This is a genomic window from Cutibacterium sp. KB22876, from assembly GCF_059728865.1.
This window is the reverse complement of record NZ_AP040858.1, coordinates 855,730-874,567: the sequence shown is the minus strand read 5'-3', so window position 1 is coordinate 874,567 and position 18,838 is coordinate 855,730. Positions and strand designations below refer to the sequence as shown.

At 64.5% G+C, this 18,838-nt stretch carries 15 protein-coding genes, 1 tRNA gene and 1 other RNA gene; 9 read left to right on the top strand and 8 right to left on the bottom strand.

Annotation, left to right across the window (positions count from 1 at the left end):
• Positions 1–7: 7 nt before the first annotated feature.
• From AC6I1W_RS03900 to ffs, 8 genes are all read right to left on the bottom strand, one after another.
• Positions 8–2,686, bottom strand: a complete 2,679-nt coding sequence (locus AC6I1W_RS03900; protein WP_284950343.1) for an FtsX-like permease family protein — start codon at positions 2,684–2,686, stop codon at positions 8–10.
• Positions 2,686–3,468 (bottom strand): ABC transporter ATP-binding protein, encoded by a 783-nt coding sequence (locus AC6I1W_RS03895; protein WP_284950342.1) that lies wholly within the window; start codon positions 3,466–3,468, stop codon positions 2,686–2,688. The genes AC6I1W_RS03900 and AC6I1W_RS03895 overlap by 1 nt, the downstream gene beginning before the upstream one ends.
• 5 nt (positions 3,469–3,473) lie before the next feature.
• The gene (locus AC6I1W_RS03890; protein ID WP_202726378.1) at positions 3,474–4,040 is read right to left on the bottom strand and encodes a PadR family transcriptional regulator; all 567 of its coding nucleotides are present in this window, start codon (positions 4,038–4,040) and stop codon (positions 3,474–3,476) included.
• Positions 4,041–4,145: 105 nt separating this feature from the next.
• Positions 4,146–4,751 carry a recombination mediator RecR gene (recR, locus tag AC6I1W_RS03885; RefSeq protein ID WP_004810355.1) on the bottom strand — a complete coding sequence of 202 codons (606 nt, stop codon included), beginning with the start codon at positions 4,749–4,751 and terminating at the stop codon, positions 4,146–4,148.
• Between the two features lie 30 nt (positions 4,752–4,781).
• Complete coding sequence (locus AC6I1W_RS03880) at positions 4,782–5,105, bottom strand: YbaB/EbfC family nucleoid-associated protein (RefSeq protein ID WP_081302640.1); 324 nt, start codon at positions 5,103–5,105, stop codon at positions 4,782–4,784.
• Between the two features lie 115 nt (positions 5,106–5,220).
• Entirely contained in the window at positions 5,221–8,088 is a 2,868-nt protein-coding gene (locus AC6I1W_RS03875) for a DNA polymerase III subunit gamma and tau (protein ID WP_284950349.1), read from the bottom strand.
• 95 nt (positions 8,089–8,183) lie between these two features.
• On the bottom strand, positions 8,184–8,561 hold the full coding sequence (locus AC6I1W_RS03870) for a hypothetical protein (RefSeq protein WP_284950341.1): 378 nt from the start codon (positions 8,559–8,561) through the stop codon (positions 8,184–8,186).
• Between the two features lie 38 nt (positions 8,562–8,599).
• Positions 8,600–8,696: signal recognition particle sRNA small type (gene ffs, locus AC6I1W_RS03865), an RNA gene on the bottom strand.
• A 203-nt stretch (positions 8,697–8,899) separates the two neighbouring features.
• Here ffs and AC6I1W_RS03860 point away from each other — a divergent pair.
• The 9 genes from AC6I1W_RS03860 (at position 8,900) to AC6I1W_RS03820 (ending at position 18,816) form a co-directional block, all read left to right on the top strand.
• Positions 8,900–9,265: an RNA-binding S4 domain-containing protein gene (locus AC6I1W_RS03860; RefSeq protein WP_004810351.1), complete on the top strand. Its 366-nt coding sequence runs from the start codon at positions 8,900–8,902 to the stop codon at positions 9,263–9,265.
• A 56-nt stretch (positions 9,266–9,321) separates the two neighbouring features.
• Positions 9,322–9,406: transfer RNA gene (locus AC6I1W_RS03855), tRNA-Ser, on the top strand.
• Between the two features lie 241 nt (positions 9,407–9,647).
• Positions 9,648–10,610, top strand: a complete 963-nt coding sequence (locus AC6I1W_RS03850) for a phosphotransferase family protein (RefSeq protein WP_462553152.1) — start codon at positions 9,648–9,650, stop codon at positions 10,608–10,610.
• A gap of 72 nt (positions 10,611–10,682) precedes the next feature.
• The gene (gene treY / locus AC6I1W_RS03845; RefSeq protein WP_493536902.1) at positions 10,683–13,217 is read left to right on the top strand and encodes a malto-oligosyltrehalose synthase; all 2,535 of its coding nucleotides are present in this window, start codon (positions 10,683–10,685) and stop codon (positions 13,215–13,217) included.
• A complete protein-coding gene (gene treZ, locus AC6I1W_RS03840) occupies positions 13,217–14,941 on the top strand; it encodes a malto-oligosyltrehalose trehalohydrolase (protein ID WP_284950340.1) in 1,725 nt (574 codons plus the stop codon). The genes treY and treZ overlap by 1 nt, the downstream gene beginning before the upstream one ends.
• A gap of 260 nt (positions 14,942–15,201) precedes the next feature.
• Positions 15,202–16,572 (top strand): sugar transferase, encoded by a 1,371-nt coding sequence (locus AC6I1W_RS03835; RefSeq protein WP_270236865.1) that lies wholly within the window; start codon positions 15,202–15,204, stop codon positions 16,570–16,572.
• Positions 16,572–17,066, top strand: coding sequence for a VanZ family protein (locus AC6I1W_RS03830; RefSeq protein WP_270236867.1), 495 nt, complete (start codon positions 16,572–16,574; stop codon positions 17,064–17,066). Before AC6I1W_RS03835 ends, AC6I1W_RS03830 begins: the two co-directional genes overlap by 1 nt.
• Positions 17,051–18,136, top strand: a complete 1,086-nt coding sequence (locus tag AC6I1W_RS03825) for an NAD-dependent epimerase/dehydratase family protein (RefSeq protein ID WP_270236869.1) — start codon at positions 17,051–17,053, stop codon at positions 18,134–18,136. The genes AC6I1W_RS03830 and AC6I1W_RS03825 overlap by 16 nt, the downstream gene beginning before the upstream one ends.
• Entirely contained in the window at positions 18,133–18,816 is a 684-nt protein-coding gene (locus AC6I1W_RS03820; RefSeq protein WP_270236871.1) for an acylneuraminate cytidylyltransferase family protein, read from the top strand. Before AC6I1W_RS03825 ends, AC6I1W_RS03820 begins: the two co-directional genes overlap by 4 nt.
• Positions 18,817–18,838 lie beyond the last annotated feature (22 nt).

Here is an 18,838-nt window from a genome sequence, read left to right as displayed (position 1 = left end):
GCCGTCGTCAGTCCACCCGGGTCATCCGGGCCTTGGGCACCGGGACACACCACCTGGCCACGATGGCCAGCAGTACCGGCGGGGCGACCACGATGAGTGCCAGCCAGCCAACTGGCCACGGAACAGGCTGCATCGTGTCGGCACACCCAATCATGATGACGACGGGCACGAATCCCACGATCAATCCGAGCACCTGGCCGATACCTGTCGTGACGAAGGCCTGAGCCGCAACGATGCGTCGCAGCGTCGCGGTGGATGCTCCCACCGATGCGATGGCAGTACGCGAGGCGTTCGAGTCCGACAAGGTCAGGGCAAGTACCACGGCACCCACGAAGGTGGCCAGGAGTGCCCCAATGATCGCCGCCCAGCGCACGACGGTTCCCGAGGAGTCCGAGAACCCCTCTTCCCACTGGAAGTCGGAGGTGCTTCCGGTGATGTCCATGAGGGAGTTCTGCAGACGGTCTCCCTCTTCCGAGGTCGGGGGGTGTGGCAGACGAAGCCACATGTCCGTCGTCTGGGTCTTCATGGCGTCGGGACCGACTCCCAGCGCCTTGGCAGCGGTGTTGCGCCCGATGAGGGCTGGCATTTGGAGACCGAGAGAGCTATCAGGGGCCTTGATCGCCGTCACCTCGAGCTCATGGGACCCATTCGGTTCGTCGTCCCGGAAGACTGATACCTGGGATCGTCCCCGTGCATCGGGCTGGAAGAGGATGATGCCCTTGTCAAGGGCCTTCATGACCTTGCCATCTGCCTTCTGACCGGTCAGTAGCTCGTAGAGGGTGCCATCGTCAATGACCGCCGAGGGGACGGACAGGCTGCGCGCCATCTCGTTGTCACGAGGAGCAGAACTCGGCGCATCCACACTGAGACCGTTCTTGCAGTTCTGTCCGTCCTTGTCGCAGGTGACGGGTTCCAGCGCACGCTGGTACTTCACGGATGGCCCAAAGACTGCCTCAACCTGCTCGACCTCCTTGCTCATGCGTTTTTCAGAAGCAAGGTGGTCGTGACCGTCATCCCCGGTCAACCTCGCCACGTTGGCGGCGTAGCTGGGCTGGTAGCTGTTTCGATCCTGTATCGCGCTGCCATCCGCCAGGGTCACGAAGACACCGGCCAAGACGGTGATGGCCATGGACGCCGCGGCTCCCGCGACTGCTCTCCCCCGGTTCCGGTTGAGATCGCGCAGCGCAAAGCGGATCGCCAGCCGCGACGACGGTGGTATGGACGCTTTGTTGACGAGCCATGGCAGAGCCAGGACGGCAGCCAGGTACAAGATGACGATGGTGACGACAATGCCGATGTTGAGAGGAACGACGTCGTAGGGGTCGGACGTGTTGACACGGTCGAGGACGACCCACCCGATCCCGACGAGTGCCCCGATGATCGCCACGACGATGGCTGCCATGGGACGACGCACTGGTGAGGCCGCTGCCTCAGCGTGTCGAACCCCCATGAGGACGTCCTGGCGAGCCACCTCCCGCGCCGGGAGCCAACATGCGACCACCGCCGCCAACAGACCGATGACCAGACCGACGATGGCGTACTCCCAGTTGACACTGTAGGTCAGGAGGTATCCGGGATTGGCGCGACGTCCGATGACCACGAAGACATTGGCCGCTCCGATGCCGAGCACCACTCCTAGCACCGCGCCGGTCGAACCGAGCAACAGTCCTTGACCGATCATCACACCCATGAGGTCCCGGCGGGCGGCACCCGTGGTTCCCAGCAGAGCGAGCATGCGCCGCTGCTGGCGAGCCCCGATGGAGAAGGCGGCGGAGGCGATGGTGGCGGTGACGACCGAGGAGAGAACGACAGCGGCCAGAACCAGGGCGAACATCTGGCCCGCGACGACACCGGCATTGTCAGAATCACTGTCGAGTTGCCGCTCCTCGACGCCCAGGCCCGACGCGTTGAGTTTCGCGATCTGTTCCTTGGCGAGCTGCGGACCTCTGACGTAATAGATGAGATCCCCATTCATGACGAGTGGGTCCTCGGGGCCCACCCAGAAAGTCGGTTCGTAGCTGGACGACCGCTCTCGCGTCAGCCCTGTGATGGTGCGTTGACGGCCGTCGATGGTGACGTGTGAGCCGGTTGACCAGCCATACTTCTTTGCAGCGCTCCCGGAGGCCCAGACATTGTTGCCACGAGGCATCGGTCCACTCGGGAGTTCCATACGATCAGGGCGCACGGCTGTCAGGTCAATCCCCTTGACAGCGCCCTCGAGGGTGGCGGATCGCCATGCCACGTCAACAGTCCTGACCCGCAGCGGATACAGCTCGTGACCCGCGACGTGGAGGTTCTCCATGGCCTGCCGCTGGCGGGCGCGCAGCTCGGGAGTCGGCGATCCCTGGATGTCGCAGTAAGCGAAATCCGGACTGTCCTGGGAGCAGTGACCATCCCAGTCCTCAATCGGCATGATGAGCATGTCGGCGTCGCCATACTTCGAGACGGTCTCACTGTCCGTAGTGGTTCCGTCGGCGTCGAGGATCGTGCCCAGCCCGGACATGATGGCCACGGGCAGAGCTATCAGCAGCACGATGAGCAGGGAACGCGCCTTGTGTCTGCGGATGTCCCGGGCAGCCAGCCGGGTGATGAGCCGGCGGTGGGATCGTCCACGTGCGACAGCCTCTCCGGAGAGTCGGACGACGGCACCGCCGAAAGGGCTGTCGGGGGTGTTCCCGGATCCCATCACCACTCCCCGCGCTTCGGGTTGTCGCTGAGGAGTTCCATGGGGTCGCTGACGACCTGGGACTCGTCGACAATCTTGCCGTCACGCAGGAAGACCACGCGGTCTGCCCAGGCTGCGTGGCGTGCCTCATGGGTCACCAGGACGACGGCAACCCCCTCGTCAGCAAGTGCCCGGATAAGGGTCATGATGTCGTCACCCGTCGCAGAATCAAGGGCACCGGTGGGCTCGTCGGCGAGGAGGACCCGGCGGTCCCCGACGATGCCGCGCGCGATGGCGACCCGCTGACGTTGTCCCCCCGACATCTTCTCAATGTGACGATCGGCAAGTCCGGGCAGACCGACACGTTCCAGGGCGATCTCGGCCGCATTGCGGGCACGCTTGGCGGAGACCCCGTCGAGTTCAAGGGGCAGGGAGACGTTCTCGACCGCGGTGAGGGTGGGGACGAGGTTGTAGTCCTGGAAGACGAAGCCGAGCTGACGGCGTCGGACTCGTGCCAGGTCGTCACGGGACATGCCCCCCAGCGGCTCTCCGCACACGGAGACCGTGCCGGAGGTGGGCTGATCCAGCCCTCCGGCGAGGCCGAGCAGGGTGGACTTGCCCGAACCTGATGGCCCCATGACGGCTGCGAAGATACCGGGATTGACGCCCAGACTGACGTCTTTGATGGCGTCGACCCGTCGCTCGCCATCACCGAAGGAGCGACTCACGTGATCTAGGGACAGGACGGTACGAGGCGTCGGAAGGGTGATCTCGTCAGCGGCGCGCGGCGGGGTCGACGTCATGCGGTTCAGGCCTCCTGGGCGACCTTGGACTCCTCCGTCACGGACTCGTCACGGCGACGGCGAGAGGTCTGGATGGCCTTGGACTCACAGTGGTCGAGCCAGCGGATCTCGGCCTCGGCGACGAAGATCATTCCCTCAACGAGGAGCTGACCGGCGAGGTCTTCCTCGGCGACACCACGGCGGGCCTGACGGTATTCCTGCAACTGGTGCATGGTGGCGCGGCGCTGATCCTGGATGAGGGCAGCGACGTCGACCTCCTTCGAGGTGGCCGCAAGGGCAATCTTGATGGCCAGCTCGTTACGCGGCGGATTTGCCGGGGTGATCGGGGTGGCGAACCACTTGCGCACCTCTTCGCGGCCCTCGGGGGTGATGGTGGCGATGACCCGACCATCGGGGGTCTCGTCGCCCCGGAAGCACAGCCGATCACGCTCGAGGCGGTCCAACGTTGTGTAAACCTGTCCAATATTTAGGGGCCAGGTGTGATTTGTGCGGCGATCAAACTCATTTTTGATCTCATACCCATGACGGGGCTTCTCAGCCAGCAATGCGAGGATGGCGAACCTTATGGACATGTGACCTCCGGGTGCCGTGGTGGAATCTTGGCCAAGACTCGCATACGCGATATCCACCAGTCAAGGAATCATCGGTTTTGACCACATAGTGAGACATAGTGCAGATCAGGCGCCGACACCGACGTGGAGACGCCCCTCGAAAGCGCGCCCCAAGGTCACCTCATCGGCGTACTCCAGGTCGCCGCCGACGGGCAGACCGGAGGCCAGACGCGACACCGTCACACCCATGGGGCTGATGAGACGGGACAGGTAGGTCGCCGTCGCCTCCCCCTCGAGGTTCGGGTTCGTGGCCAGGATGACCTCGGTCACCGCCTCGTCGGCCAGACGTTGGCACAGCTCGCGGATGTGAAGATCAGCAGGACCCTTGCCGTCCAGCGGGGAGATGGCCCCACCCAGGACGTGATAGAGGCCACGGAACTGCCGGGTGCGCTCCACCGCGATGACGTCCTTGGACTCCTCGACGACGCAGATCATTGCCTGGTCCCGGCGCGGGTCGCGGCAGTACTGGCACACCTCGTCGGAGGAGACGTTGAAGCAGATCTTGCAGAACTTGGCCTTCTCCTTGACCTCGCGCAGGGCGTCGGCCAGTTCGTTGACCTCCTCTGCCGGGGCGTCGAGGATGTGGAAGGCAATCCGCTGTGCACCCTTCGGCCCAATCCCGGGCAGCCGGGAAAGGGCGTCAATGAGTTCCTGCAGCGGACCGTCGTACATCAATTCTCCTGTCTGACATGTGGGGGTGGATCAGAGCCCGAGGCCCGGCATCTGTGGCATAAGGGACTGCTGCATGGTGTGGGCCTGCTCGGTGGCGTCCTTGACGGCAGCCACGACGAGATCGGCGAGGGTCTCGGCATCGGTGCCCTCGAGGGCCTCGGGAGTGATCGTCAGGGCATCGAGATCGCCAGTTCCGGTGACGGTGGCACGGACAAGTCCGCCGCCGGCAGTACCCTCGAAGCTGCTCTCCGCGAGCTGGTTCTGGGCCGCCTCGAGCTGGCCCTGGACGGACTGGGCCTGGGCGAGCAAGGCGCCCATGTCGATTCCGCTGAGGTCGAATCCTCCAGTGGTCATGATGTCTCCCATGTGTGTGGCCCCTGATCCTCGTCGGTGGGGCGGCCTGGTGTCGTCAACCACAGTAGCCGCTGATAACGACGAGTTCGCGAGTCAGTACGTGCCGTGAGCGCAATCACCTGGCAGCTGAGTCACGGTCGTCCGAGGTGTCGATGACGATCCCGCCCAGCTCACGCATGATGAGGTCCACCGGGCTCTCGTTGGACTCCTCCAGGACGGTGTCGTCCCACACGCCATCCTCCTCAGGAGGCTCCTCGATCTGAGCTGGACGATGATGAGCTGTCTCGAGGGGGCGCACACTCCCCTTGGCACGCTCACTCCAGCGGTGGGTGAGGCTGTGGGGCGCCTGCGCTGCAGCGTCCTGTGAGGATGCCGTGGAGGTGTTCTGCCCCCGGCCTGCGTCATGGGACTCACCGCCCTGTGCTGCCTCGACGTGATCCTCGGCGGGCACGAGGTCAGGCTCGGGATCGGCGGCCTCACCACTGTCGGGATTGGGAGCGCCCGCCACCGGGCCGGACTCGACGATCTCATCGCGGACGTCTCCGGACTGATCCTCGGCGGTGGAACCCGGGGCCGAGTTGTCGTCACCCGAGTCGGTGGGATGGGAACTGTCGATCGGCGAGTTCGAGGGCTCCTCCGAGGCATCAACGAAACTCGACTGACGGTCACCCGGTCGGTCCCGGGGAGCCCGACCGGGACGAGTAGGGTCCGGCTGACCGTCACCCCGCCCCGGGCCCTGATGTGTCGGACTCTCACGGGTGGCCCCATGATCGGGAGGTTCCGGAGCCCAGGAATCCTCCGTCGGGGGTTCCTGGGCACCCGGTTCCTCATGGAACTGAGGACGTACCGCCGCCGGAGGTTCCCCGATCACTGCGGTGAAGGTCAGGTCCGCTCCCAGCACCTTGACGACGGCGTCGTGGAGGATCTTGGGGTAGTTGCCGTTGGCGAACCGTTCCCGCGCTCCAAGGTTGGAGAACCCCAGGGTGGCTTGGTTCCCGTGGACCTCCAGTACCTGGGCGTAGCTGCTGAGGACCATCCACGCGACACGTCCGCCGTCCTTCACGGCCTCGAGCACCTGCGGCCACTCGCGACGCAAGGTCGTGATGTCGATGGCACCCTCGGCACGATCACTCTGACCCCCAGCGGGCTGCTGCGGCGCAGCCGGGGAGGGACGATCACGGCGGGTCTGGTCAGAGGTCTGCTGGTCCTGAGACCTGGGCTGTTGGCGCTGTTCGGTCGCCGGGCCGCCATCAGCCGTCCCCTGCGGTCCCTGGACATGACTTTGGGGGCCTTTCTGGGCGGGGTATGGCTGACCGCCCGGTTCGTTGCCGGGTTGGTAATCCCTACGGCTGGGGCGCGGGCGCCCGGACGAACGCTGTGCCGGCTGGGAACCGCCACGAGGCGCGACCGACTGTTGGGGAGGTCCGAACTGCTGAGGACGTTCGGCGGGGCGGGAGACAGGCTGGCTGGCGGTAGGGCTCTCGACGCGGTCGGCCTCGTCCACAGGACCCGAGACGCCGATCCTGCGCTCCAAGCGCTCCAGACGGGCATGGATGCCGCGGCCGCCGGTGTCAGCCGCAGGGAGCAGGATCCGCGAGCACATCAGCTCCAGGTGAAGCCTGGGAGCAGTGGTGCCGCGCATGTTCGTCAGCCCGGTGGCCAGAACCTCCGCGGCACGGGTGAGCTCGCCGGCGCCGAAGCCGGCTACCTGGTGGGTCAACCGGGTGGCCTGCTCAGGAGAGACGTCGATGAGGCCGGTCCGGCACGCGTCTGGGACGGCCGAGATGATGACGAGATCACGCATCCGGCGCAGCAGGTCCTCGGCAAAGCGGCGCGGATCTTGCCCCACCTCGATGATCTTGTCAATGGTGGCGAAGACCTCGTGGGCGTCCCCGGCTGCGAAGGCGTCAACGATCTCGTCGAGGAGGGCTTCGGGGGTGTAACCGAGCAGGGCTGCCGCCTGCTCGTAGCTGACGTGGCCATCGGCGGCGCCGCCGAGTAACTGATCCAGCACCGACAGGCTGTCTCGCACCGATCCGCCACCAGCGCGCACCACGAGGGGCAGGACGGCGTGGTCGACGTCGATCCCCTCCTTGACGCACAGCTCAGCCAAGTAATCGACGACAACCTTCGGCGGCACCAGGCGGAAGGGATAGTGGTGGGTCCGGGAACGGATCGTCCCGATGACCTTCTCCGGCTCGGTCGTCGCGAAGATGAACTTGACGTGCGGCGGGGGCTCCTCCACGAGTTTCAGCAGGGCGTTGAAGCCCTGCGGGGTGACCATGTGGGCCTCGTCGATGATGTAAATCTTGTAGCGCGAATGCACTGGGGCGAAAAAGGCGCGCTCCCTCAGGTCCCGAGCGTCATCCACGCCACCGTGGGAGGCCGCGTCAATCTCGATGACGTCGATCGATCCGGGGCCGCCGCAGGCCAGGTCGCGACATGACTGGCACTTCCCGCACGGGGTTGGCGTGGGGCCCTGCTCGCAGTTGAGCGCTCGGGCCAGAATGCGGGCGGTCGTCGTCTTGCCGCAGCCGCGCGGCCCGGAGAAGAGGTAGGCGTGGTTGACGCGGTTGTTGAGGATGGCCCGCTTGAGCGGCTCGATGACATGGTCCTCACCGATGACCTCATCGAAGGTCTCCGGGCGGTAACGCCGATAGAGGGCCAACGGAGGTTCGAGCGGATCGTCGTCAGGACGGCTGTCGAGGATGTCGATGTCGGGGTCCTCCACGGTCAACTCCTGAATCCGTTCGATGGTGTCGGCATCGTCGACGTCACCCTCGTCCTCGTCGGTCTCCAGACCGTCGGGCTCGTCGGGAGTCTCAGGACCGTCCAGCAGACCCGGATCACGCGAATCCGGGGGAAGGTCGTCGTCAGGGGTGGCTTCGTCAGGGGGCATGACGGGGCGCGGCGGCTCCTCGTCGCCGAAAAGATCCGGACCGTCCTGTTCGAAGGCTTCAGGCTCGACGACCTCGTCCTCCATGCCCGGTTCAGGCACCCTCTCATCCACGGGAAGAACCCTAGTTGACGACCGCGACACAGTCTCATCAGTCCGACGAGCTCTGCGTGGAACAGCCTTCAGCCGAAGAAGACCAGCAGGAGGCTGATGACCGTGACGACGGCGAAGGTGGTCCACGCGATCTGCACCGCAGAGCGCACCGGATGCCCCAACCGCTTGGCCTTGCGGCCGCACGAGGTCGTCACCAGCGGAGGGATAAAGAAGGCGACAATGTACAGCCCGATAACTGTCCAGGTCAGCCATGCCGGGACCCCGCTGTCGTGGAGTTGGGGGTAACCGAGATTGGCTGGCAGCATCGTCTGGGCCATCATCCCCACGATGCCCGCAACGATGAACAGCAGTAGCGAGCACCAGGTGATGCCTGCCCAAATGGAGCCGGCTCGGTCGGTCGTGATGATGCGTTGCTGATCGTTCATGACGACCCTCCTTCCGGACATTGACGAACGCCTGACGGGGGCGCGGCTGCCGCGGACATGAAAAGGGCTCCCCGCGCACCCGGTAGAGCCAACCTACCCTTGCTACCTCTCGGTCCTGGGGGAGTTCAGTCAGGTGCCGCCGCACGGGGAACCAAGTTCAAGTCTAACCAACGACTGGCTGCAGGGACAACTGGCCCCGGCTCCGAACCGCAGTCCACGGTGTGGTGGGATCGCGTCGGACGGCACCGGCTGCAAGGACCGATGACGGGTCATAGCATTGCCACCACCTTTTCCACCCAGATCTCCCGACGAGGACCTCGACCCTGGGCAACGACGGTATCGGATCACAAGGAGGCATCATGACGAGGATCGACGTCTGGCTGTGGTCGGTGCGCGCGTACAAGTCGAGGTCGCTGGCCACCGACGCCGTCAAAGGAGGACACATCCGTCTCAACGGCGATCCGGTCAAGCCTTCCCATGACGTCAAGCCTGGTGACGTCGTCACGATCCGCACCCCAGGATGGGATCGGGTGCTCAAGGTCGTTGACCCGATCTCGAAGCGCGTCGGCGCGAAGCTGGCCGTCGAGGCCTACGAGGACTTGTCAGTTCCTCGGCCCGCCTACCTGTCCGCTCCCCTCGCTCGTCGTGACCGTGGAGCTGGACGACCCACCAAGAAGGACCGTCGCCAGATTGATCGGCTTCGAGGCCGTGACTCTCACTACTAGGGCCACCCCGCTCCCCGGATTGGCGCCGCGCGCGAAGTCCATGTATGTTACTCCGCGGAGGATTCGCCTAGAGGCCTATGGCGCTCGCTTGGAAAGCGGGTTGGGTTCACGCCCTCACGAGTTCGAATCTCGTATCCTCCGCGGACGGCCCGCCCCCTTGGTTCATCCGAGTGGGCGGGCAGTGTTTTCCCGCGTGCTTTTCTCCTTGTCAGGGTCCGGTTCATGACTTTCTGCCCACACTATGGTGTTTCGGTTTCTGATCAGGGATGCTGCCACCTCACGTGACACGAGCCTCATTCCCCGCCGTGGTCACCGCTACGTCATGATGCTGCATGATGCTGCGGTGATCTAAGGTTGCGAACAAGGCCACGAGGAGGCGTCCATGAAACCTTCACGAGTTCGCTGGGATGAACTACCCAAGTCGGTCCACGATCGCGTTGCCGAGATCTTGGGCTCCCCTGTCTCCATCGACACCGTCCAAACCCATGGCACCACTCCGGGGCTTGCCTCCCGAGTCGTCACCGCCAATGGCATTCACGCCTTCGTCAAGACCAGCCATTCCGACATCAATGCGGACATTCCCGGCCTCAACCGTCGCGAAGCCACTGTGCTGTCCTTCCTTCCCGATGCCGCCCCTGCGCCGCGGTTGTTGGGTCAGATCGACGTGGACGGGTGGGTCGGCATGGTGACCTCCGACATCGAGGGACCCCATCCCGCACTGCCCTGGTCCGACGAGGACATCACCCCCACCTTGGCCGCACTGTCCCGTCTGGCCGAGTCGACGGCCGGTTTCCACGAGCAGTGGGAACCGTTCTCCGCACGACTGCAGAACTATCGGTCGGTGTGGGACACCTTCATGGACAACCCTCCGGCTGACCTTGATCCGTGGCTGGCAGAGCGGATGCCCGACCTTGCGGGACGTGTCGAGAGGCTGGCCCATCACGCGTCCGGCGACACGATCATCCATGGCGCCGTCCGTTCCGACAATGTCCTGCTGCGCAGCGATGGGGCCGTCCTCGTCGACTGGTCCCACGCCGTCGTCGGACCGGCATGGGTCGATGCCGCCAGCCTCATCATCGACATCATTCACACCGATCCCCTCGACGCCCCGCGGTGGGATCGAGCCGACGACCTCGTGAAGCGCGTCGCAGCCGAGTTCGCCCCGTCCACCCATGGCGAACCTGCCACCGAACCCATCGTCGACCTCCTCGTCGCTGTCCTGGGACTTTCGGAACGAGAATGCCGCAAGCCGGACCCCGCTGGAATGCCGCAACTTCGCGAGTTCCAGCGCGAGCGAGCGAGTAGGTTGCGCGCCTGGCTGTGGGCCTCCGAACATCTCGCGTGATCGGCGAACAACCCCGCAGTTCAGAACACGGAAAGGCGCCGACCTGTCGGATAGCCGTTTTAAGGTGGGAATGTGACGACTTCCACGCCCCCGTCCGCCGCACCCGCCTCCACGTACCGTCTGCAGTTCAACGAGGACTTCACCTTCGCTGACGCCCTCGGCCAGATCGACCACCTGGCCGCCCTGGGCGTCAGCCATCTGTTCTGCTCCCCCATTTTGCAGGCCGCACCTGGTTCCACCCATGGCTACGACGTCGTGGACCACACCCGCATCTCCCATGAATGCGGTGGCGAGGACGACTTCCGTCGACTCTGCGAGACGGCCCATCAGGCTGAACTGGGCATCGTCGTCGACGTCGTCCCGAACCACATGGCGGTACCGACCCCGCTGTGGCACAACTCGGCGCTGTGGAGTGTGCTGCGCGACGGCCCTTCCTCCCCGTACGCAACCTGGTTCGACGTCGACGTCTCGAAGTCCCTGTCGATCCTCATGGCCATCCTCGGTGATCGCATCGGCACGGAACTGACAGCCGGCACCATCCACGTCGAGACCCGGGACATCCCGGACCAGGACGGCACCACCCACCCCGAGGACGTCGTCGTCTATCACGACCACGTCTTCCCAGTACGTCCCGGCACCGAGTCCATGCCGCTGGCCGAACTGCTCGACCAGCAGTGGTACCGGCTGGCGAGCTGGAAGGTCGCCACCGAGGAGCTCAACTACCGCCGCTTCTTCAATGTCGACACTCTGGCAGCTATCCGCGTCGAGGATGACGACGTTTTTGCCACCTCCCATGCCAAACTGCTGCAGCTCTACCGTGACGGGCTCATCGACGGGTTCCGCATCGATCACCCGGACGGTCTGGCCAACCCACGCAAATACCTGGCGGATCTGCAACGAGCCACCGATGGCGCATGGGTTGTCGTCGAGAAAATCCTGGAACCCTCCGAGACCCTCTCCGCCGAACTTCCGTGCGCAGGAACAACGGGTTATGACTCCTTGCTGCGCGTTGACGGGCTGTTCATCGACCCAGCCGGGCTGGTACCCCTGAGCACGCTCTACGAGCGTATCTGCGCTGACGACGATTCGAGGGCATCCTTCCCCGCCGAGCTGAACACGGCCAAACGGGAAATCCTTGACGACATGCTCGTCACCGAACTCAACCGGCTGGCCAATGTTGCCATGGACATTTGCGCCTCCGACATCATGCTGCGTGACCACACCCGTCGTCAGCTGACAAGGGCCATCACCGAACTGTTGGTGGCCATGGACCGTTACCGCGCCTACCTGGAGCCTGGCCGGGCACCCGGACCTGGCCAGGTGAAGGTCGTCGAAACGGCTGCCGAGCTGGCCCGTATCGAGCTACCGGAAGAGGAACACGACACCCTCGAACTGATCGTCGACATGGTGTGCGGACGCCTTGGGCCCTCGAGTGACCCGGTGGCACAAGCCAGCCGGGATGAGTTCATGGTCCGTTTCGCCCAGACCTGCGGGCCAGTGATGGCCAAGGCCAAGGAGGACACCGCCTTCTACCGCTACACCCGCTTCACCGCGGTCAACGAGGTGGGCTGTGACCCAGAACTGGCCGGGATCTCGGTCGATAACTTCCACGACTTCGCGACCAATCTGGGCGAGAAATTCCCGACGACGATGACAACCCTGTCAACCCACGACACCAAGCGGTCGACCGACGTCCGCGCCCGCCTGGCCAGCCTGACAGAGTTCCCGCGCGAGTGGGAGCAGACGGTTGCGGCCCTGGAGAGCGTCACCGCTGACCAGCGTTCGGAGTTGCTCGACGGGGCGACGATCAACTTGCTGTGGCAGACCCTGGCGGGGACGTGGCGGCTTCCCGGGACCGCCGCTGGCTCCGAGCCGATCAGCGCGGACAGGCTGGTCTCCTACCTGACGAAGGCGGTACGCGAGGCCAAGTCCCACACCACATGGACCGATCCTGACGAGGACTACGAGTCGGCGCTGACGGATCTGGCTAAGTTCTGTCTGAGTGACGAGTCAGTGGCAGAGGCCCTCGACGAATTCACCGAGACGACTCAGACGGCGGTCCGTGCGGCGATCCTTGGACGCGTTCTGGTGCAGTTGATGATGCCTGGGGTGCCCGACACCTACCAGGGCTGTGAGGTCGTCGATCTGTCCTTGGTGGACCCGGATAACCGTCGCCCGGTCGATCATCACCGATCAGCTCGGCTGCTGAGGGCTGTGACTTCCAATGGCCTTGACGCTGTGGCTGACGAGGATCGTCTGGATGCCGAAAAGCTGCTGGTGGTCCACCGGGCCCTGGACGTTCGCCGGCGCCACGCCGACGCCTTCCGTGGTGAGCATGCGAGCTACCGCCCGGTCGCGACGACCACCGGCCACGCGGTCGCTTTCGCCCGCGGAATTGACGATGAGCCCCCGACGATCATCACCGTCGCCACGCGCCTGGCTGGAGCTCTGGAGGGGCGTGGCGGCTGGGCCGACCACCAGATCGTGCTGCCCGAGGGCACGTTCACCGATGTCATCACCGGAAAGGCGGTTGAAGGCGGCATGGTAAAACTCGCTGACCTACTGGACGAGGCACCGGTTGCATTGCTGACCGGGAAGGAGAAGTGATGACCAGCCAGTTGACGGTCTGGGCCCCCAACCGAACCACGGTCCAGACCCTTCTCGACGGACATCTCCTCGACATGACCCGAGACGGCGAGTGGTGGGCCCTCCCCCAACCCGTTGAGGACGGCCAGCGCTATCAGTTCGTCCTGGACGGGGGCAACCCCCTGCCGGATCCACGCAGTCGATACCAACCCGAAGGCGTCCATGGGCCATCGCAGGTGTACGTCCCGCGCGAACCAGCCCCCTGGGACGGCTTAGACCTCAAGGGACGAGTGCTCTACGAGATGCACATCGGCACCTTCACCGAGCAGGGCACCTTCACCGCCGCCATCGATCGCCTCGACGACCTCGTCGAACTCGGGGTGGAGGCCGTCGAGGTCATGCCGGTCGCCCAGATTCCCGGCACTCGCGGCTGGGGATACGACGGGGTGGATCTGTACGCCACCCAGAACACCTACGGCGGCCCGGCCAGCTTCCAGCAGTTCATCGACGCTGCCCATGCCAAGGGACTCGGGGTCATCCTCGACGTCGTCTACAACCACCTCGGACCGGAGGGGAACTACCTGGCCGAGTTCGGCCCCTACTTCAATCACCATCACCCGACCCCGTGGGGCGACGCGGTGAATTTCGACGGGGACGGCAACGAGCCCGTCCGTCAGTTCGTCATCGACAATGCCCACCAGTGGCTGGTGGAGTACGGGGTCGACGGGCTTCGTCTGGATGCCGTCCATGCCCTCGTCGACGGATCCGAGACCCACATCCTCGCCGAGCTGTCCACGAAGGTCGCCGAATGGTCCACGCAGATCGGCCGTCCGCTGACTCTCATTGCCGAGTCTGACCTCAACCAGCCCGACATGGTCACACCGGTCGGCGTCACGGAGGGGTCGCGCGGCATGACGATGCAGTGGGACGACGACATCCACCACTCCCTGCACGCGTTCTTCACCGGCGAGACCGACGGCTACTACTCCGATTTCGGGACCGCCGAAACCCTCGCCAAGGCCTTCACCAAGGTATTCGTCCACGACGGTGGATGGTCGTCCTTCCGAGAGGATAACTGGGGAGCTCCCGTTGATCCCAACAGCACCCACTACGACGCGGCATCTTTCGTGAGTTTCTTCGAGGACCACGACCAGGTGGGTAACCGCGCTGCCGGGGACCGTCCGGGCCACAACGGGGCCGACCCGAATATCCAGGCGGCAGCTGCTGCGCTGTACCTGCTCGGGCCGTTCACCCCGATGATCTTCATGGGCGAGGAGTGGGCCGCGTCCACCCCGTTCCCCTTCTTCAGCGACCTCGGCCCTGACCTCGGCCCGATGGTGACCACCGGACGGCGTCGAGAATTCGAGAAGATGGGCTGGCAAGGAGTGATTCCCGACCCTCAATCGGTCACGACCTTCAAATCTGCGCAACTCAACTGGGCCGAGCGACGTGAGCCTGACCATGCACACATGCTTGCGTGGTACCAGACGTTGTTGGACATTCGCTCGTCACTTCACCAGCGGAGCTCCCATGACCTGAGCTCCACGTCGACGGAGACCCCGTCCCCCGACGCCGTCGTCATGAGACGCCCTGGAGTGACCGTCATCGCAAGTCGGAGCGAAGTTCCGGTGACCGTTTCAGACCTCCCCGAGAATCCCTCGTCCACATTGGTGATGGGTCACCAAAAGGTCACCGAGACTTCGATCACCCTAACCTGCCCCGGCTGCGTCGTCATCGTCGTGTGATTCCGGGGGCGGGCCATCGCGAAACGTGATAGGATTTGCCGCGAGGATGCGATGGAATCGTGTGCCGCCGTCACACACCCATCAGCGATTCACTTTGCGGTCAATCCGTCCTTTCACGGCCCCCGAACGAGAGGAATGGACTGTCCGTGATCGACGTCATGAGCGAGCCAACCTCCTCCGTGACATCCGTGAAACCCCGACAAACCCCCCAACGACGCCACCTTTGGGACCATCTTCGCCAATATCGCGCGCGTACCATCGTGGCTGACATCATCGTCATCGGCGTGGTCCTCGTCGTCGCGGTACGAGCACGAACATCAATGACGGTGTTCCCGACAGCCACCGACGTCGACAACAATGTCATTCCCCTCGCTGGAGTCATCGCAGCGGCCTGGCTGACGATCATGGGAGCCATCGGCGCTTACCGCACCAAGTATCTCGATGCCGGTATGGCCCAGTACCGCGCTGTCCTGGCCGGGTCCACCGTCACCGCAGCTTTGCTCGGCGTCTCGGCATACCTCTTCATGTACCCGCTCTCCCGCGGTTTCTACTTCCTGCTGTTCCTCTTCGGGATTCCGGCGCTGTTACTGGAACGATTCTTCATGAGGCGCTGGTTGCACCACGAGAGGCGCCGCGGGCGGTTCCGCCGCAGCGTCGTCATCGCGGGAGACTGTGCCCACATCGATGACCTGACCAAGGTCCTACAACGTGAGCGGTGGCTCGGGTATGACGTCATTGGCGTCCTGACGCGTGGCCAGGAAAGCTGTCAGGTCATGAGTGTCCCGGTGCTGGGTGAACCAAGGGATGTCGTCGCCGTCGCCCAACACACCAAGGCGTCCGCCGTCATCTTCGCCGAGGGATCCTTCTCCCGGGCTTACCAGTTCAACCAGTTGGCGCGTGCTCTGGAGGGCCAGGAGACCGAGCTCATCATCGTCCCGGCGCTGACGGACATCTCCTCGCAGCGCATGACGATCCGCCCGGTCGCCGGCATGCCGCTGGTTCACATCGAGAAGCCGCAGGCCGAGCGTGCTGGGGGATGGCTCAAGAGATTCTTCGACATCATCGGCTCCTTGCTCCTCCTCATCGTCACCTCACCGATCCTCCTCATAGCCGGCATTGCCATCAAGTGCGAAGATGGTGGTCCCGTCTTCTACAAGCAGCGTCGAGTTGGGCGCAAGGGTGAGATCTTCGAGTGCTACAAGCTGCGCTCGATGGTCGTCAATGCCGACGAGGTCAAGGCCAAGATGCTGGCCGACAAGAACGAGTCGGACGGCGTCCTGTTCAAGATGAAGGACGATCCGCGCATCACCAAGTGCGGCAAATTCCACCGTCGCTACTCCATCGACGAGATCCCGCAGTTCTACAACGTGCTGCGTGGAGACATGTCCCTCGTCGGCCCTCGTCCAGCATTGGAGAATGAAGTGGCCGCCTACGAGTCTCACGTGCGTCGTCGTCTCGACGTGCGCCCCGGCGTGACCGGCCTGTGGCAGGTGTCCGGACGCTCCGACCTGTCCTGGGAGGACACCGTCCGTCTCGACCTCTACTACGTGGACAACTGGTCGATCCTGCAGGACGCCAGCATCCTCGTGAAGACCTTCCGCGCGGTGCTCACCTCCTCGGGAGCGTACTGATGGTCACCCGAACTCAGCATGTGGCACGAGCCCTGACGTGGCTCTACCTTCTCGTCGCCGCAGTCGGGGTCATAGCACCGATGGGAGCCCGAATCGGAACCCTGAAATGGCGGATCGGCTACCGCCTCACTGGTGGAGTCACGCCCATCGGAGCACACCCCCTGAATGGCGACCAGGTCGCCATGGTCGGTGATCACGCCCTCAACGTGTTCATGCTCTTTCCTCTGACGCTGTTGGCCAGCCTCGGCTGGCCGAAAATGCGCTGGTGGATGTGGGGCATTGCCGCCACGATCATTGGTATCTGTTCCGAATCGGCCCAATACGTCCTGCCTCAGTTGGGCCGTCGCCCTCTCATCTCCAACGCCGTCGAGAATGCTGTTGGCGGCTGGGCGGGAGCTGGAATCGCGGCGTGCTTCCATCACCTCAGGCAGGGGTCTCCCACATCGTCCAACCGTTCCCACCGCGAACCATCCGAGAGGTGCACACACCAGTGAAGATCGTCATTACCGGAGGGGCCGGCTTCATCGGCCAGCGCGTTGCTCGTCGTCTACCTGATGACGAACTCGTCGCCGTCGACATCCTCGAACCGCAGACTCACACCGACATCGACGCCGACCGGGGGCGTTTCCCCGGCCAGGTCATCGAGAAGGACGTCTGCGAGCCCGAGACCTGGGCCAGCCTGGACCGACCGGACCTCATCATCCACCTGGCGGCCGAGACCGGCACCGCCCAGTCGATGTACCAGACGGAGCGTTACCGCCGGGTCAATGTAAACGGCACCCGTCTGGCTGCCGAGTCGGCGCTGACGTGGGGCTGCCCGGTCATCATGACGAGTTCACGCGCCGTCTATGGTTGCGGTCGCTGGCGCCTGCCCGACGGGACCATCGCGTACGGCACCCCGTCAAGCCCCGACGCCGTTCCCGAGGACTCCCGCGAATCCGATGACCACTGCCCGGTGAGCGTCTACGGCGAGACGAAGTCTGAGGGGGAGCACATCCTGGCTGAGATCGCCGACCGGGTTCCGGTGACGATTTACCGTCCGCAGAACGTCATCGGCCCCGGCCAGGCGCTCCACAACCCATACACCGGGGTGTTGGCGGCATGGCTGGCGATGCTCAAGGAGGACCGTCCGATCACGGTCTACGGAGACGGCACCCAGACCCGTGACTTCATTCACGTCGACGACCTTGCCCGGATGATCGTGTGGTCCGTCAAGAACCTGCCGGAACTGGGGTCTCCCCAGATCCTCAACGCCGGTTCCGGTGTGCGCACCACTCTCACCGAGCTGGCCCAGTACTGCATCGACGGCGCCCCTGTTCATCGCGAGGCCGGCATCACCCACGTCGACGTCGTGCGCGCCGGGGACATTGATCATGCTTGCGCCGACATGTCGCTTTCCAAAGGTCTGGGCGTCCCCCAGCCGACCTGGTCGACCCCCGACGCCGTCAAGGATTTCATCGTCTCCGGCTGGGACAAGCCCGGGGCGAAGGCCTCAGCCTGGGACGATGCCCTCGACGAACTGAGCCAGCACGGCATGACGAGCAACTCTCAGGAGGACCGATGAGCCCGAGCACCCTTGCCATCATCCCGGCCCGGGGCGGGTCGAAGGGGATTCCGCGCAAGAATCTCAAGGATCTTGCCGGCAAGCCCCTGCTGGTGTGGACCATCGAACAGGCCCTGGCCACACCTGGCCTGGACGTCTACGTGTCCACCGAGGATGCCGAGATCGCAGCGGTCTCCCGCAAGGCGGGTGCTGGAGTGATCGAGCGTCCTGATGCACTGGCCCAGGACACCACAGCCACTGAACCCGTCGTCGAGCACGCCATCGACGTCCTCATCGAGCAGGGACGACGCCCTGACCAGGTGATGCTGCTGCAAGCGACCTCCCCGCTGCGCCTGCCCACCACCATGGGACGCGCCCTGGAGGAGTTCGCGGCCTCTGGCGCCGACTCCATGGTCGGTGTGGTCCCCGAACCGATCTTCATCTGGCAGAAGGAGCCGGGGGTCGTCGCACACTACCCGTACGAGAACCGCCCCCGACGCCAGGACATGACCCCTGAGCAACTGCGTTACCGGGAGACCGGGTCGCTGTACCTGACCAGGACCGAGATCTACCAGCGTGATCACAATCGTCTCGGCGGCCAGATCGAGTTGTTCGTGATGGATCCCATCGAGGGAATCGACATCGACTCCCCGCACGACTTCGGCATTGCAGCCGCTGAGCTCTCCCGGCTCGCCCACTGACCCCCACGATCCGCATCCCAGG